18 protein-coding genes are annotated in these 15225 nt (G+C 60.2%); 16 read left to right on the forward strand and 2 right to left on the reverse strand.

What is annotated here, in order from left to right; all coding sequences use genetic code 11:
* The first annotated feature begins 1563 nt into the window (after positions 1-1563).
* From EJ076_RS00005 to EJ076_RS00070, 15 genes are all read left to right on the forward strand, one after another.
* The gene (locus EJ076_RS00005; RefSeq protein ID WP_126066703.1) at positions 1564-1752 is read left to right on the forward strand and encodes a hypothetical protein; all 189 of its coding nucleotides are present in this window, start codon (positions 1564-1566) and stop codon (positions 1750-1752) included.
* Complete coding sequence (locus tag EJ076_RS00010; RefSeq protein ID WP_126066704.1) at positions 1749-2063, forward strand: hypothetical protein; 315 nt, start codon at positions 1749-1751, stop codon at positions 2061-2063. Before EJ076_RS00005 ends, EJ076_RS00010 begins: the two co-directional genes overlap by 4 nt.
* A 100-nt stretch (positions 2064-2163) precedes the next feature.
* Complete coding sequence (locus EJ076_RS00015) at positions 2164-2637, forward strand: hypothetical protein (RefSeq protein WP_126066705.1); 474 nt, start codon at positions 2164-2166, stop codon at positions 2635-2637.
* Positions 2637-2810, forward strand: a complete 174-nt coding sequence (locus tag EJ076_RS35035; RefSeq protein ID WP_164548516.1) for a hypothetical protein — start codon at positions 2637-2639, stop codon at positions 2808-2810. Before EJ076_RS00015 ends, EJ076_RS35035 begins: the two co-directional genes overlap by 1 nt.
* A gap of 148 nt (positions 2811-2958) precedes the next feature.
* Entirely contained in the window at positions 2959-3687 is a 729-nt protein-coding gene (locus EJ076_RS00020) for an ERF family protein (RefSeq protein WP_126066706.1), read from the forward strand.
* A 2-nt stretch (positions 3688-3689) separates the two neighbouring features.
* Positions 3690-3878, forward strand: coding sequence for a hypothetical protein (locus EJ076_RS00025; protein ID WP_126066707.1), 189 nt, complete (start codon positions 3690-3692; stop codon positions 3876-3878).
* Between the two features lie 38 nt (positions 3879-3916).
* Positions 3917-4348 (forward strand): hypothetical protein, encoded by a 432-nt coding sequence (locus tag EJ076_RS00030; protein ID WP_245462941.1) that lies wholly within the window; start codon positions 3917-3919, stop codon positions 4346-4348.
* 166 nt (positions 4349-4514) lie between these two features.
* Positions 4515-4901 carry a DUF968 domain-containing protein gene (locus EJ076_RS00035; protein WP_126066709.1) on the forward strand — a complete coding sequence of 129 codons (387 nt, stop codon included), beginning with the start codon at positions 4515-4517 and terminating at the stop codon, positions 4899-4901.
* Complete coding sequence (locus EJ076_RS00040) at positions 4898-5374, forward strand: hypothetical protein (protein ID WP_126066710.1); 477 nt, start codon at positions 4898-4900, stop codon at positions 5372-5374. The genes EJ076_RS00035 and EJ076_RS00040 overlap by 4 nt, the downstream gene beginning before the upstream one ends.
* Before the next feature lie 52 nt (positions 5375-5426).
* Positions 5427-5639 carry a hypothetical protein gene (locus EJ076_RS00045; RefSeq protein ID WP_126066711.1) on the forward strand — a complete coding sequence of 71 codons (213 nt, stop codon included), beginning with the start codon at positions 5427-5429 and terminating at the stop codon, positions 5637-5639.
* A 163-nt stretch (positions 5640-5802) separates the two neighbouring features.
* Complete coding sequence (locus EJ076_RS00050; RefSeq protein WP_126066712.1) at positions 5803-6501, forward strand: hypothetical protein; 699 nt, start codon at positions 5803-5805, stop codon at positions 6499-6501.
* Entirely contained in the window at positions 6489-6833 is a 345-nt protein-coding gene (locus EJ076_RS00055) for a hypothetical protein (RefSeq protein WP_126066713.1), read from the forward strand. Before EJ076_RS00050 ends, EJ076_RS00055 begins: the two co-directional genes overlap by 13 nt.
* On the forward strand, positions 6830-7207 hold the full coding sequence (locus EJ076_RS00060; RefSeq protein ID WP_206438763.1) for a DUF4326 domain-containing protein: 378 nt from the start codon (positions 6830-6832) through the stop codon (positions 7205-7207). Before EJ076_RS00055 ends, EJ076_RS00060 begins: the two co-directional genes overlap by 4 nt.
* Positions 7208-7380: 173 nt before the next feature.
* Entirely contained in the window at positions 7381-8370 is a 990-nt protein-coding gene (locus EJ076_RS00065; RefSeq protein ID WP_126066714.1) for a site-specific integrase, read from the forward strand.
* A gap of 8 nt (positions 8371-8378) precedes the next feature.
* On the forward strand, positions 8379-9011 hold the full coding sequence (locus EJ076_RS00070; protein WP_126066715.1) for a hypothetical protein: 633 nt from the start codon (positions 8379-8381) through the stop codon (positions 9009-9011).
* 243 nt (positions 9012-9254) lie between these two features.
* Here the strand turns inward: EJ076_RS00070 and EJ076_RS00075 are convergent, their stop codons facing one another.
* Positions 9255-12374, reverse strand: coding sequence for an autotransporter outer membrane beta-barrel domain-containing protein (locus EJ076_RS00075; RefSeq protein WP_164548517.1), 3120 nt, complete (start codon positions 12372-12374; stop codon positions 9255-9257).
* A gap of 697 nt (positions 12375-13071) precedes the next feature.
* Between EJ076_RS00075 and EJ076_RS00080 the strand changes: the two genes are divergently transcribed.
* Positions 13072-14091, forward strand: a complete 1020-nt coding sequence (locus EJ076_RS00080) for a helix-turn-helix domain-containing protein (RefSeq protein WP_126066717.1) — start codon at positions 13072-13074, stop codon at positions 14089-14091.
* Between the two features lie 135 nt (positions 14092-14226).
* On the opposite strand, the gene EJ076_RS00085 is transcribed toward EJ076_RS00080, so the two are convergent.
* A complete protein-coding gene (locus tag EJ076_RS00085) occupies positions 14227-15084 on the reverse strand; it encodes an outer membrane beta-barrel protein (RefSeq protein ID WP_245462942.1) in 858 nt (285 codons plus the stop codon).
* Positions 15085-15225: the final 141 nt, after the last annotated feature.

Consider the following 15225-nt stretch of genomic DNA (forward strand, 5'->3'; position numbering starts at 1 on the left):
ACACGAGGGCGAGATAGCAGGCAGGCGCCTCCCGTGCTGCCGCTCGCTTTGCAGGATGGCCTGATTTACGGAAGAGACGCGCCAGAAAGTCGGCTCCTACGACAACTGGCGGAACGCAAGATGGCTGGCAGAGGCTGCAGGAAATCGCCAAAGCGCATTGCAGAGAATGAAATGATGGAACCACCAATCGGATTCACCTGCGAGACGGTGCGGCACGACGGGCCTGATTGACCAGTGCTACCTCGCTGTGGCGCTCCGCCAATCTGCCACGCGCGCTGCTGTGTCGTAGCTGACAGCTTCAACCATGTCGAGCCTACTCCGACACGTTGCATTGATGGTCTCCAACCCGTGCGAGACTGTGCGGCAATTATGCGACGCCTCTAAACCTCTCGACGCAACCAAGAACAACACTGTCAGACGCCGAGGAGTCAACCAGATGTGACATACGACCAGTGGGGAAGACCGGACAGGTGCGGTTACGCGGAGTAGAGGTCTACAAAGGAGCAAGAAAATTCGAAGGACCGCGGACTGTCCTGTGTGCGGTTGGGCGACTGCTGCCGGTGCTAACCGCCTCTGTCTAGGGTCACTGCCGGATGCAGAGAGCCGCCTATTTCAGGCATCCTGCCTGTCGCAACGCAATAGCGCCATCCGCGAAATATTGCGGTTCGTTTCGAAATGCCGGATGTGGCGTTCCAACTCGCCAATGAGGGTGAGCGCGCGGACATGGGTGGACCGAGATCGAATGTCAATTGTGTAGAAGATCTACGGATCCCTCCTCCCCCTCCCACCGCCCGGGCCGGTCCCCCGGAATGAAGAGACACACAAGCAGCAGAGTCCGCAGCCTCATAACGGGCGCAGACAATCGCTAGCTAACCGCTATAGCGCTGCTCGGGGCAAGGTGCCTGCAACTGGAGCATATACCAAAATCGCCCGACGTCATATGCGACTTGTGACCAGCCGTTAACCTGCAGAGGCGAATGGAACTTGCCCGATGGAGGTTCAAGAAACACACGACAGACCGGAACGGAGATTGAAGGATGAATCTGCCAGCCGCAACACCAAGAATTGATGAATACGAGGATAGCGATACCAGTAGCCAGGGGTTGTCGCCTCATCTCGCTGACGTCTTTCTTGTGTCTACGGCATGCGCACGACTGACTACGAACGAATGTTTACCTCGTGAGTCTCGGAAGGCGGCGAAAGACCATCGCCGACATAGTGGAAAGCGCACACGGCCAACATGGAAACCCTCGGCGACATCCCACAACCGGCAAGTGGATGCGTGATACCGAAGAGGATGGACTTGGACGCATACCGATTTTCCGGGAAGCGAATCCTCGTCTTCTGGCTGGCTTCCCGCCGCCTGACATCCTCTCCTTCGCCAACGACATCCGCAGAGCGCGGAAAGGAACGCGAGTGACAACGAAGATTTGAAAGGCCAGATTGGTCTAGCTGCTGGTCGCGAGCGCTACGGAGACGAAACGCATCTCTGGAGGTTCAATGCCCGTCTTGCGGACACGTCGCCAGCGTTAAGGACTGGCAGGACGCTGGAGCGCCAGAAAGGTGCCGTCGCCTTCTCATGGTGCGGTCGCTACGGAAGGGCGATATTGGCCAGTATGGGGCGACAAGCAGCCCTGCGACTATGCCGGTGGTGGCCTGTTCAAACTCAACCCGATCCATGTCGATGACGGCCAGCCGGAGCCGCACACAGTGTTCGATTTTGCCGACGATCCGCTTCAGGTGCAATCGTGAACGCCTTCCACCGTACCTATCACTTAATGGCAGAGACACTTGCGCCGGACTGGCGCGTCATCACCAAGATTTTCGGTGGTCTGCTTGGCCCGGACTTCATCGTCTCGACTGGCGGCAAATCCTACCGCGTCGGATCTCTCACAGTTGGCCAACTCAAGCGCGGTATCCCCGCTGAAGACCTCGACATGCTTGAGGTCGATCCTGACACCTATGAGCAATCTGATGGCTACGATTACCACGAAATACTCAGTCGGCGATACAGTTTACCGGGCTGGCACCGTTTCGACACGCAAGAAACATCCGTGTCCTGATTGCCTTGGGACGCGGAAGTGGAAGGCCACGTCTCCTGCCGGCACAGAGTACGAATTCGGCTGTCCGCGCTGCTCTGCGTCCTACAATTCCCGAGACGAATTGACGCTCGACTATACGGCCCATGTTCCAGCCGTCGAGCGCCTGACCATCGGCAGCATCCAAGTCAACACCGCGCCGGATTCCTACGACACCGGCAACCGGTACATGTGCTGGGAAACTGGCGTCGGAAGCGGAAGCGTATACCGCGAGAGCGACCTTTTCGACAATGAGGCATCTGCCAAGCTATCCGCCGAGTTCAAGGCAAACGAAGTCAACACTACGTCCGAACGGATCACCACGCTCTACAACAAGAGCCTCGCCATAAGCGACTACGAACTTGATAGCGCCGCTCTGAAAGAGGCCAAAGAATCCGAGAGCCGAGCCCAGCGCATGCTTTGGAGCCTTGGCGACTTGTTCGGTGCGATCGATGAGGCAGGCGACAAGGAAGCTATCCTCGAAGCCGTCAAGGACTACCGAGAATACAATTGGGAGAACGACAAGAAGCGCACGGCCAAAGAGACTGAGGCCGCGTGATGGACCTCCTCGAAGCCGCCCGACTGCTCCGCTTTTCGACCGATTGGGAGAGGCGCTTTCACGAATACGACCTGCTCCTGACTGCCGGCGTCCATCCCGACGAAGCCGAGCGGATCGTCAGGCGCGTAGCAGCAGACAGACAAGCACTCCAGCCGAAGGAATTGGCAGCATGAGCGATTACGCGAAAGCTTGCCGGTCGTGTGCTCTTGGGCTCTTGAACACAGCGCGCGACGTGAAGCGCGATGGGAATCTCCGTGAAGTCAACCGCCTCGTTAGGACCGCTCGCTGGTACTGGCAGCGCTACATTTGGGAGTTACAGCAATGATCGAAACTAGCGAACAGATTGTAGCCCTGACCGCTGCGATTATCAAGGTTCAGGGCGGCATCAGCGGCGTGCACAAGAACGCCAAGAACCCGCATTTCAAGAGCAGTTACGCCACGCTGGAGAATGTCATCGACACCGCGCGCCCGGCTCTTCAAGAGGCTGGCATTGCCTTTGTGCAGGCGCCTGGAATGGTGATCGACGGTTCGGTGGAAGTGACCACGATGCTTGTCCATTCGTCTGGCGAGTGGATGAAGGCCACGCTGCATGTTCCTCTCGGCAAGCGCGATCCGCAAGGCGTCGGCTCTGCGATCACCTATGGCTGCCGATATTCCCTCATGGCCATGCTTGGCCTGCCGCCGACCGACGATGACGGCGAAGCAGCGATGGAGCGGCCTGGCAGCAGCACGCCCAACACTGTCACAGGCCCGGCGACGCGCACGTCAAGCGCAGCTTTGAAGCGCGACGATATCTGGCCGCAGATGGAGCACGACATCAGCGAATGCCGCTCTGTCGCCTCGCTCATGACACTGCGTGGTGTGTGGGCAAAAACCTCCGGTCGCGACAAGTGGCCCCCGGCATGGTGCGACGCCGCCGCCGAGACCTTCGACAAGGCGGAAGCTGTCTTGCGGAAACTGGCCGCGAGCGAGCCGGATGACGATGACACATTCCCCGGCGATCGGCCAACTCGTCGCGACCTTTCCCAGCATCCTCTCAATGCAGGCTGACCATGGCTTACGAGCAAAAAGACAACAGCGGGACGCTCTTCAAGAATGACAAGCGGGAGAAGGATTCTCACCCGCACGCGAAGGGGACCGCGCTCATTGATGGCGTCGAGTATTGGGTATCCGCGTGGACCAAGGAAGGTGCCAAGGGAAGGTTTCAGAGCCTTGCCTTTCAGAAAAAGGAACAGCGGTGATGTCAGATAGGTTTGTAGACACTGAGCAGGCCCGCCAGATGCTGATCCTGTTCATTCAGGCTCAGAAACTGCCGTTCACGGCTACGCTCGCCCCAGGCAAGCACCGCACGACGGCACAGAACCGTCTCCAGCGCAAATGGATGACGGAGATTGCCGAGCAGATGCCAGACGAGAAAGCCGAATACTGGCGCGGCTATTGCAAACTGCGGTTTGGCGTTCCGATGCTCCGTGCCGAGAACGAGGAATTCCGCGCGAAGTATGACGCCGTGGTCAAGCCGCTCTCCTACGAGCAGAAGATTGCCATCATGTCGGAACCGTTGGACCTCCCTGTCACGAGGATCATGACGACCAAGCAGAAGACCGCCTACCTCGATGAGATATTCCGGCACTTCTCAGAGCAGGGCGTGATCCTGACCATCCCAGACGATCCTTCGCTGATCGGCCAGCCCGAGCGGAGGAAAGTAGCATGACCCGCCTCATCCCCGTCCAAGCCTATTGGCGCCGTCAACCCAACAAAGTCGATACTCCACCTCACCTTGAATTGGTCCAGGCTTTCGAGAGGGATCAATACATGGCTTGGGTGGAAGAGCAGGTTGCGTCTGAGTTTGACCGAGAGTTTCGGGAAGGGGTGAGGTGATGGCCGGGCGCTTCGCATATCACCCCGAGGCCTTCAGCAAGGATAAATCCGGCAAGGCAACCAAGTCGTTCAAGGACGAAGCGCACCTTGCCTTCATCCGCAAACTGCCTTCGGCCATCTCAGGGGCTTTCGGCTGTGACCCTGCACATATCTCGGCAGGAAGCCCGATCCACAACAAGAAGCGCACAGGCGGCGGGCAGAAGGCTTCGGACTGCTGGACGGTACCTCTGACGCGCGCTGAACACGACGCGCAGCACGATCACGGTGACGAACTCGGCTGGTGGCGCTCCCACGGCATCGACCCGTTCGAACTCGCCATCAAGCTATACGAAAACACCGGGGATGCAGCGAAGTGCATCGAGATTTTGAGGAAGGCACGGGCATGAACAGGGAGACGCTGACCCAAACCGTTATCGAGCGGCTGGCGAAGGAAGCCGGTGGCATGGAGTACGGCCCGCGCACCTGGAACATCACGTTCAAGCGTGACGCGCTCCACCGCTTCGCGGATCTCATTGCCAGCTTCTGCGAGGAATTCAGCACCCCTATAGCAGCGGGGGGCGGAGAGGCGAGGCTTGCCGCATTAGCCAAGGAATACCGCCCTTCGATGGATGCGGAAGTCCTTCATTCGTGGGCGGCAGAAATAGCCGACACAATCCGCGCGGATACCCCTGATGCCACTAAGCCCTTCATGTTCGGCGTTCGTGATCGAAAGACTGGCGAGGCCGTGTTTGATGAGCATTGCGTGGCCGCCGAGTCTGAACAGCTTATTGACGATTGGGACGCAAACTTATTCGAGGTAGTCCCCCTCTTCGCCTCCCCACCTTCCGATACCGAGGAGAAGGCACCCCGGACGCTGTGACGAAAGCAGCATCTGTAATGCTGGCCGCTTCTCCCCAGCAAGGAGAAAAGCTATGAAGCTGACAGAGCGTTCCGTGAAGGATATCACTAGGCGCGTGGCGGCCGACTGCGCCCGCATTGCACGAACATGCGGACCCGAAATCCGCCAGCCTGACGGCACTACCGTTCTTGGCGAAGCCGACGCGGAATTCATCGCGTCGGCTATCGAGAAAGAGTACCACATTCGCGGCCGTCTTGCTCTCTCTTCCGGGAGCGAGAAGCCATGATTGGGCCAACCAAGAAGGTCACCTACGAAATCTGCCAATACACTGGCGACAAATCGTGGACAATCCGGCGCACGGTCTCTCAGGACTATTGTCACGCCCTCACCAAGCACGACGCAGAGCAGCTTAAGGCTATGTTCGAGCGCGACCAAGAGGATGTGCGCCCATGAGCATCGACACTGCATGTAGCGTTGAAGGGTGTGCAAAACAGTCGCGCAAGGAGGGTATGTGCGAAAAGCACCATTGGCGCATGAGGCTCTCGATTCCCCGCCCCGCGGTTAAGCCTCCCTGCTCCGTTGCTGGATGCGACAAGTTGGAGAAAGCCAAGGGCCTCTGCTCAGTCCACTACGATAAGCTGAGAAGGCACGGCAATCCCTTACTAGGAGGTCGGGTCGGGATAGCGCCAGGAACAGCTGAACTGTATTTTCGCGAAGTCGTATTGGCCTACGAAGGTGACGAATGCCTGATCTGGCCATATCTTCGAGTGAAGAATGGGTATGGGTACTTTCGCTATGGCGGTCGCCAACAGATCGTCTCCCGCCTAGTCTGCCAAGAACAGAATGGGCCTCCTCCAACGCCTAAACATGAGGCCGCTCACTCCTGCGGTAACGGGCATTTGGCGTGTGTGACCAAACGACATCTGTCATGGAAGACGCGAACTGAAAATCAGGCCGACAGGCTGATCCACGGCACAAGCAACCGTGGCGAACGAAGCGGCTCCGCCAAACTAAGCGAAGGTCAAGTGCGCGAAATTCGCGCGATGCGTGGGCAGATGCTGCAGCGCGATATCGGGAAGCTCTTTGGCGTCGGCAGCCGCACGATCTGCAATATTCAAGCCGGAAGGATATGGAAATGGCTCAAATGAGTTCCGCCCCTTCCATACAATCCCTGATCGAACGGCTGCGCATTAAAGCCGGCATGATCGAGATGGGTGAGAAAATCGCATGGGGCAGCGATAGCGCCTTGATGTACGAAGCCGCCGACGCCCTCGCCTCCACCCAGGCTGCGCTGGAGCCGTTCGCAGAAGAGGTAGCGCGCGTCGAAAAGTCATATGCCGAATTCAACAGCGGGAATCGCTCGCCGCTTCTGCTGGACGACGACAGCCATTACCTCGGGAACCGCATCAGATGGCGCCATCTCCGCGCCGCCGCTGAAGCCCTCGCCGCGCTATCTCAAGATGGGGAGGAAGGAGCTTGAGCCAGCCTGTCAGAATTCAATTGTCTCGCAAGGCCGGCTGGCGGATGCCGTCCAATACCGTAAGCGTCGCGAGGCCTGGTAAGTTCGGCAACCCGTTCACGATCGCCACCGCGATTGAAAGCGGATATGCAAACGCCACGACCGCTCAGGCATTTGTCGTTGAGTGCTTCCGGGACTGGCTTGGCCCCACGCAATCCGGCCGCGACTGGTGGCAGGGCAAGGAAAGCGACCGGCGCAAGGCGCAGATATTCGAATGCCTCCCGGCGTTGCGCGGCAAGAGCCTTGCGTGTTGGTGCCGGCCCGGCGATTCCTGCCACGCTGACGTTCTGCTCGAACTGGCCAACGCCCCTCCCCCTATCGATGGGGGAGACTAGATGACGAGGGCCGCCATTCAATTCACAACACCGGAAGAGCTTGCCGAGCAGGCTGGCTGGTCACCGCGTCGAGTGCGCGAAATCGCAAGAGGGCTTGGCGCTTGCCGAATTATGGGCAATCGTATGGTTCTCACCGATGAAGACGTTGCCGCAATTTTGGAAGCGAGCCGACCATGCCCCTCAAAATCTACCGTAGAGGCGAAATCTGGCATTACCGTGGCACCGTTGCCGGTCGGCGGGTACGAGGCTCTACGCAAACTTCGATCAAAGCAAGAGCTCTCGAAATCGCAGCCGAGCGAGAAACGCGGGAGTGGAAAAGTTCTCACCATGGCCCCGAATCGGTCCTGACGTTCGCGGACGCAGCCATGCTTTACAGGCAAGCCGACCGGTCAACTCGCTTTCTGGAGCCGATCGAGGATTACTGGAAAGACACGCCGGTCAAGCAGATCAATGCCGGCGCCGTCCGCCAGTCGGCTATCGTGCTTCACCCGAAAACGTCAGGAGCAACCCGCAACCGCCAGGTCATCGTGCCCACGCAGGCTATCATCAATCACGCTGCTGGCATGGACCTTTGCCACCATCTCAAGATCGAGCGCTTCAATGTGGCGACCAAGAGCAAGGAGCCGGTAACTTGGGACTGGGTGCAGAAGTTCATGGCCGTCTCGTCGCCGCACTTGGGCGCGTTGGCCTGCTTCATGTTCCTGACCGGTGCGCGGATATCGGAAGCGCTCGACCTTCGCTGGGGCGACGTGAGCCTCGCTGAGAGGCGCGCGCTCATCCGGCAGACGAAGATCGGGGCAGAACGTCGCCCGCACCTCCCGCAAGCCCTTGTGGCAGCGATAGCCAATATCCCGAGCAACCGGGAGACGAGCGCCAAGGTGTTCCAGTACTCATCTCGCGACACGGCCAAGCCTCTGTGGCGGGCCGCGATCAGGCGGGCGAAGATCAAGCCGCTGACCTACCATGCCTGCCGCCACGGCTTTGCTACGGCCATGCTGCATGCTGGCGTCGACCCGATCACCGTTGCGAAGCTGGGCGGCTGGAAAGACGCGAAGCATGTCTTCACGACCTATGGCCACGCGATGACCGACGAAACGCTTGCCGATCGCATAACGGGTCAGTTCAGCGGCCAAATCATTGTAAAGAAAGCCGAATTGGGCTAGTATCGAGCATGAAGAAATCAACCTCTGCTTACCGCGTTGGACCGCTCTACCTCGTAGAACGAGGCGGATATTATCATGTCAACGGGACGCACGATGGAAAGCGCATTCGGGCAGCTACGAAAAGCAGTGACCTGCGAAGCGCGAAAAGATTTCTGGACGACATGTGCCACGGTCTTACGAGCGGCTGGCGGCAAAACGCCTTGGACGGCACGACGGACTGGTACACGGTTGCGACCGTCATTTGCCAGCGTCATCGCACGCATTCCAAGGCGCGCGGCATCCCCTTCGGGATCACCAAGGCCGATGTTTACAAGGTAATGCAGGCGGCGAATTTCAGATGCGCTGTGTCTGGCGTGGCTTTTTCCAAGAGACTGCCAGGCGAGACCGGCCCCGATCCGTGGTCTCCGAGCATCGACCGGATCGACAATCACCACGGATATGTCCGGGGCAACATCCGTGTCGTGTCCACCATTGCCAACATGGCGATGAACCGTTGGGGCTATGACACCCTGCTTCGCCTGTCCCACGCTGTCGTTCTGAATGCCTCAAGGCCGACTCCTGAAAAACTGACACACCAGTTAATCAGCGACAACGATCACGACACTCAAGTAATTGAAAACAAAGAGGAATTGGCCTCGTGACCCAACTCTCGTTGGGGAGGGGTGGCCCACTCCGGGAAATACAGAAACGGCCGGAAAAGCGCAATAGGGAAATGGATTTGTCAGCGACATCGCGGCCGGAACGAGTGGGCACACCGCCAGGATATGTCCGCAAGGGAGAGGCGAAAAGAAGGGGATTTCCCCGAAAAACGCGACAGCCCGAATGCAAAGTGCCCGCCACCTTTCGGCAACGAGCACTTTGTTGGAAGAGCGTTTGCGGCGAAGCTAGAACCTTACGATGATCCCCGCAGTGCCCTTCAGCGCATGGCTGCCTTCGAAGCTGGACGAGGCCAGCGCCTCGCCAAACAGGGTATATTTGCCGCCGGCCCATTTGTAGGTGCCACCCAGGCCGAGTTCGCCGCCGAAGCGCTGCGGCTCGAACGAAAGGTCGACCCCTGAGACGGCGACCGAAGTGCCGTTGAGGAACTCGTAGGTCAGGTTGGCGATGCCATAGACATGGCTTCCGGTCGCCTGGACGTCGTAGTTCAACGCAGCACCCAGCCGGCCCTTGAGGCTGTCACCCTTGCGCAGCGACACATTTGCGCCGAACGGATCGGTGAAGGCGTCGAAATCGACCGAGGCATAGGCAAGCTGCGCCTGCGGGGTCAGCGACCAGGCGCCGTCGAGCCCAATCTTGCGTCCTGCCTCCAGGCTGAGCGCATAGCCATTGCCATGAATGCCATCGCCGATCTTGCCGATGACGGCGGCGTTCATGTCGCTGCGCAATGTCGCGAGTTGGGCCTGGCCGTCGACATAAAAGCCATTCTCGCCATACCAGGTCAGCGTGGCGCCGACGCCATAGCTGACGGTGGTGTTGCCGCCGTCGCCGAGGCTTGAGAAGATGTCGGCGTCGGCGCGTGAATATTGCGCCGTCAGCCCGGCGACCAGCCTGCCGGCTGCCGTTTCCGAAAGCTGACCGTCGATGCCCGCCTGCACCAGCGTGGTATCGACGTCATAGGAGGCATCAGCGCTGGACGCATTGGCCTCGACATGGCCGTGCGCGCCTTCGATACGGGTCCAGATGGCTTGCTGGCCCGTCTCGGCTCCGCCATCGAGCACGGTACGGCGGCGGTCACCGACGCGCTGCTCAAGCGTCGGCAGCGCAATCATCCCGAGCAGGACCTGCGGGTAATTCTGGTAGACCGGCGTCGTTGGCGCCAGGCTGGCGGCGCGCAGATACCAGTCGCCGTCAGTCGTATTGGCGAGGCCGTTCTGGAACAGCTTGTAGCTGTAGGCGCCACCGATCGCCGGGCCGTTGAGCACGAAGGCGTTGGCCGCCGAGGTGCCATCGACCTGGACGATCTTGATGCCGTCGGCTGTTGTTTGCGCACCCAGGCCGCCGACGTTGAAGACGTGCACCTGAGTTGCGCTGGTACCCAGAATGCTGTTGCCGGTGATGATCAGGAGGTCAGTCTGCGAGCTGTCGCCGGCAAGGACGGTCTCAATTTCAAGCGCGCCGCCATTGCTGGTATAGGTGCCGTCCACCGTCAGCGTGCCGAAACCGTCGATGCCGGGTGCGATGACTCCGCCGAGGTGGTTGGTGGTGGCGCCGACGGTGCCATTGCCCTGCAGTCGGCCACCCAATACATCCATGGTGCCGCCTAGCGTGCCGTTCACGGAGAGTATGCCGCCTTCGACGCGCGAAGACCCGGCAAACAGCGAGCTGTCACCGGTGAGCATCTGCTGACCGCCAGCAAGAACGAAGCCGCCATTGCCGGCGAAGTCGCCGGAGAAGGTGTCGTTGGCTTCCGTAAGTGTCAGCGTCTGGTTGCCGAACTCGACGGTACCCGCACCCGCAAGCCGCTTGATCGATGCCCCGTCGGCTACGCCAGAAATATCCAGCGTGCCATCGACAACCGCACGGCTCGATGCAGCGATGCTGCCCGTGCCGCTCAGCGCCAGCTTGCCTGCCGACACGGTCGTTTCGCCCGAATAGCTGTTGTCGCCGGTCAGTTCCAGCGTGCCGCCGCCGGTCTTGGTCAGGCCACCGGCACCGCTGAGGATGCCTGACGCCGTCAGCGTGGTTGCTGCCGCTGTGTCGATTTTGCCGGTTGTATTCAGCGCCATGCCACGGTTCGTGGTGAAACTGGCCGTCGTCTGCAGCGTGCCGCCGTTGAACACAAGCCCGCTTGCGGCGTCACCGAGGCTGCCATCCCCGGCAATCGACAACGTACCGCCACTCAGCGTCCAGGGCGTCAACGCCGATGTGACGCCGGTCAGCACCCAGGTGCCACTGCCGGTCTTTTCGAAGCTGCCGAAGCCACGATATTGCGCGCTGTTACCGATGGAGGCGGCGTTGAAGCTGCCGTTGCCGGCACCGCCGAGGGTAAATCTATCGGCGGCGCTGAAGGCCTGAACATTGCCTGTTATAAGCGAGGTCGACCACAGTTCGAGCGAGTTGACCCCGCCGGTGAAGGTGATGGCATTAGCCTTGCCACCGCCGGTAGTCGCGCCGCCGGAGATCGTGCCGGCATTCAGCACCGAGAGATTAGCGCCCTTGATGCCGGCTCCGCCGGAGGATGCGGCGACACCAAATCCGCCAATGCCGGCTCCATTGAGGCCGGCGGCCCCGCCGGTAATCGATGCCCCGGCATTGTTGACGACCGTGCCGCCATTGATCAGCCGAATGCCTTCGCCGCCGCTGCCGCCCGCACCCGTCGGAAACCCCGCGCGCCCATCGCCCCCCTTGCCACCGAGCAACGTGCCACTGTTGGTGATCGTGCCGCCGCCGGTGACCAGGAGGGCTGCCGCGCCACCGCCGCCGCCGCCCTGGCCGGCCAGCAGGCCACCGGCGCCGCCGGTAACTGTGCCCAAGGCGTCGATCGTGACATCGGCGGAAGTGAACACGCCGACGCCACCGCCACCGCCGCCGCTGGATGAGCCGGCTGATCCGCCCGCGCCGCCTTTTACCGCGCCGCCCGCCTGCACGGTCAGATCCATCGTCGTGGACAGGCCGACGCCAGCGCCGCCACCGGCGATCCCGGAGCCAAGGTTGCCGGCGCCATTGCCCCCGGAAACCGTCCCACTGACCGTTGCCAGACCAATGGCACCGGCCCCACCGTTGGTCGGACGAGTGGCGCTGACGCCGCCGAGCAATTTCGCATTGCCACCGGCCTGGCCGTTGCCCGTCGTCAGGTCGGTCGCGCCGCCGCCGCCGCCTGTGATGGACGCACCAGCCGGGCCTTTCGTACCCTCGGCCTCGGCCGCCGTGCCGTCGACACCGCCCGCACCACCTTTGACGCCTAAGGCGGTGGAAATGCCCTGCCCGCCGTCTGCCGCATAGGCGCCTTGCGGCATTGCGACACCGCATGCCAGCAGCGCCGCGACCGAGACAGCACCAAGCAATGGCGAAGAAAAACCTCGGCGACTTAGAAAATTAGAGCCATCTAATACAGAGGATATACCCGAATCAGATTTACGATTGTTCATGAGAAAACCCCAGATTCGCCATTAAAGCTGTACATAAACCACTATGGACACATATGTACGGAATTATATATTCCGCCAGCGGTTAAAAATAGCTGACATTGTAAGGCACAGGGCTGAACGACGGCCCCACGATGACGGTGGCGCGAGCCAGGGTGGAATACGAAGCACTGGAGCCTAGCCGACGCATCCGCAAGGCCGTGCCAGGCCGGTGTTCGACGAGAGAGTTTTTTGAACGGATAGGCATGGCTACTCCCTGCCGGAAGCCGCCTTGAAGGCTCCGGATTCGATATTCAAATACGAGCCTTCCTGTCAGGGATTGCGGGGCGCATACGGCAGGCTGCCGCACAGCCTGCCCCCTCCGTCATGCCCGCCGCGCCCGGAGGGTAGCGTGGAACCGGACGAGTGACCGTAGCGCCATGTCTCATTTATCCACGCACTATGTCTCATCTCACCAGGCAAACCCCGGCTTGAGCACCAAGCCATTGAGGCGGCAGGAGAATCACGATAGCGCTACACACCGTGAACCTGCCGGCCACGGCAGTGATCCAGCCTGTCACAGCAAGTGTATTCAGCGCCTCGGCGCACATGGACGAGGCCTATCGTGCAGGAGGGATTGCTCCTCTCTACGGATCTTGTTCAATCGGACCTACGCACCGAATATTGGCGCGAGATCACGCGGCCGTTCTTCGAGACCACGCAGCATCCGGAAGGCAGCAATGCCACACTCGAAGGCTCCTTGAAGTCGCGGGCGATAGGCTCGCTGCTGATTGGGCCGACCAGCTTCAACCAGCAGCAATATCGCCGCGACCGACGCATCGTCCTGCAAGGCGGGCTCGACCAATATCTGGTCCAGCTGTTCATCGCCGGTACGCTTGAAGGCGACTGCGACGGCCAGTCGATTTCGGTCGGTCCCGGCGACATTTGCGTCTTCGATCTCACGCGGAATTTCAAAAGCCGGGCGCATGAGGGCGCGACCATATCCATCGTGCTCCCGCGCGAGCGGGTGGACAAGGCAGCGGGTGGACGTAGCCTTCACGGCGTGGTGCTCAGGAAAGGCGCTCCCCTTACGCGGCTTCTGGCGGATTTCATCGTCAGCCTCTCGGATGTGTCGGCGGAAATGGAACGCGCCGACGCGCTGGCCATGGAGGACGCGGCAATCGATCTGCTGGCTTGCGGGCTTGCACGCCAGCTGCCCGACGGCGCCACGAGTGATCCCGCCCTCGCCCAAGTGCTGCGCCGGCGCGTGCTGGATTTCATCGATGCCAACCTGACCGAGCCTGAGCTTGGCCCAACGCTGCTCATGCGCCGCTTCAGGGTTTCACGCGCCCATCTCTATCGGGTGTTTGCCGCCGATGGTGGCGTCGCCAGGGTCGTGAAGGAAAAGCGGCTGGATGCGGCGTGCCGCGAACTCATGCACATCGGCGGTCTGTCCCGCTCGATCATCGAGATCGCCCACGGGCTGGGCTTTTCGAGCAGCAGCCAGTTTCTGCGCGCCTTCCGTGCCCGTTTCGACATGACGCCGAGTGACGTTCGGCAGCAAAGGGAGGAACTCGCCGGTCAACGTCTCGCGCATGTGCAGGCACACTTTGCCGAATACGCACAGCAGCTTGGCTTGATGAACAGGCTGGGATGACGCACACGCGATTGCCGATCCAGCGCATTTATCGGTTCATCGCCAGACCTCCGAGACGCAGGAGGAATGCTGACCATCAGAAGAGCAAACGGCGAGCCAGAGGCTCGCCGCTACAAATGCCGTCTTCTAACACCGCTACCAGAGGTCGTATCGCAGCCCGAGCTTGACCGACTGATAGTTCACCCCCTTGTGGATGCCGAATGCACCGCCGTCATAGGCGACATATTTCATGCCGGGTACAGCAAAGTATTCGTAGCCGAGGTCGACCGACACATTTTTTGTCACCTGATAGGAAAGCCCCGCGGCTAGGGAATAGGCAAAATCGTAGCTTGACTTCGATGTTACGGCTCCCTCGTAACCGGCCGGATCGTCGCAATTGAACTGTTGGACAGTCTGTAGGCCGCCGGCCGTGCTCGTGGTGGTTGTCGGAACGCAATCGCGCGCGCCAATCGCCCTGCTGAGTTTGCTGTACGCCAACCCGACACCGCCCCCGAGATACGGCGTGATCCCCACATAGGTACCTAGGTCGACATAGCCATTGGCCATCAGGCTATAGGCCTTGTTGTTTGCAAAGTTCGTTCCCCTGCAAGGCGGTGGCGGAGCGGCAGCGGCATTGGTCTGGCTGACAATGGTGCTGGTTGCGATGCTTGTTACCGTTGTCGTGATGGAGCCATCGCAAGTCGTCACCAGTTCATCGCCGAACTTGTTCGATGGCAGGATGCCGAAGTTTAATTCAGCCCGCAGATAGTCGTTGAAATGATAGCCCATGCCTACACTGCCATCGAACAGGGTGCTGCTCGATGAGAAGCCCGAAGCGTCTTGATGATTGTCGAAAGGATGGCTGAAGGCATAGCCGATATCGCCGCGCAGATACCAGCCGGAGCCGACCTCGACCGGGACATAGTCGGGCGCCTGGTCGACATAGATCGGCGGATCGTAGTCGGCTGCGTGCACGGGCGTCAGCGGTGCCAGGGCGAGTGCGACAAGCGCCATACGCAATGTGAGTTTCATGGTCCCCGACTCCCGAATTTGGCGCCGCAAGCAATTGCAACGGCGGCCATCGTTTCAAGGAGCATTGTTAACCATAGTGGTTAAGTGCCGGTTAAGGCTAACGGAGCGTTAGCAGATTGATTT

The organism is Mesorhizobium sp. M7D.F.Ca.US.005.01.1.1 (assembly GCF_003952545.1).
Lineage (GTDB): Bacteria > Pseudomonadota > Alphaproteobacteria > Rhizobiales > Rhizobiaceae > Mesorhizobium > Mesorhizobium loti.

Bases quoted from the DNA above. Each gene is read 5' to 3' on its own strand.
- EJ076_RS35035 (WP_164548516.1), top strand. From the start codon at position 2,637: ATGGACCTCCTCGAAGCCGCCCGACTGCTCCGCTTTTCGACCGATTGG.
- EJ076_RS00020 (WP_126066706.1), top strand. From the start codon at position 2,959: ATGATCGAAACTAGCGAACAGATTGTAGCCCTGACCGCTGCGATTATC.
- EJ076_RS00025 (WP_126066707.1), top strand. From the start codon at position 3,690: ATGGCTTACGAGCAAAAAGACAACAGCGGGACGCTCTTCAAGAATGAC.
- EJ076_RS00030 (WP_245462941.1), top strand. From the start codon at position 3,917: ATGCTGATCCTGTTCATTCAGGCTCAGAAACTGCCGTTCACGGCTACG.
- EJ076_RS00035 (WP_126066709.1), top strand. From the start codon at position 4,515: ATGGCCGGGCGCTTCGCATATCACCCCGAGGCCTTCAGCAAGGATAAA.
- EJ076_RS00040 (WP_126066710.1), top strand. From the start codon at position 4,898: ATGAACAGGGAGACGCTGACCCAAACCGTTATCGAGCGGCTGGCGAAG.
- EJ076_RS00045 (WP_126066711.1), top strand. From the start codon at position 5,427: ATGAAGCTGACAGAGCGTTCCGTGAAGGATATCACTAGGCGCGTGGCG.
- EJ076_RS00050 (WP_126066712.1), top strand. From the start codon at position 5,803: ATGAGCATCGACACTGCATGTAGCGTTGAAGGGTGTGCAAAACAGTCG.
- EJ076_RS00055 (WP_126066713.1), top strand. From the start codon at position 6,489: ATGGCTCAAATGAGTTCCGCCCCTTCCATACAATCCCTGATCGAACGG.
- EJ076_RS00065 (WP_126066714.1), top strand. From the start codon at position 7,381: ATGCCCCTCAAAATCTACCGTAGAGGCGAAATCTGGCATTACCGTGGC.
- EJ076_RS00070 (WP_126066715.1), top strand. From the start codon at position 8,379: ATGAAGAAATCAACCTCTGCTTACCGCGTTGGACCGCTCTACCTCGTA.
- EJ076_RS00085 (WP_245462942.1), bottom strand. From the start codon at position 15,084: ATGGCGCTTGTCGCACTCGCCCTGGCACCGCTGACGCCCGTGCACGCA.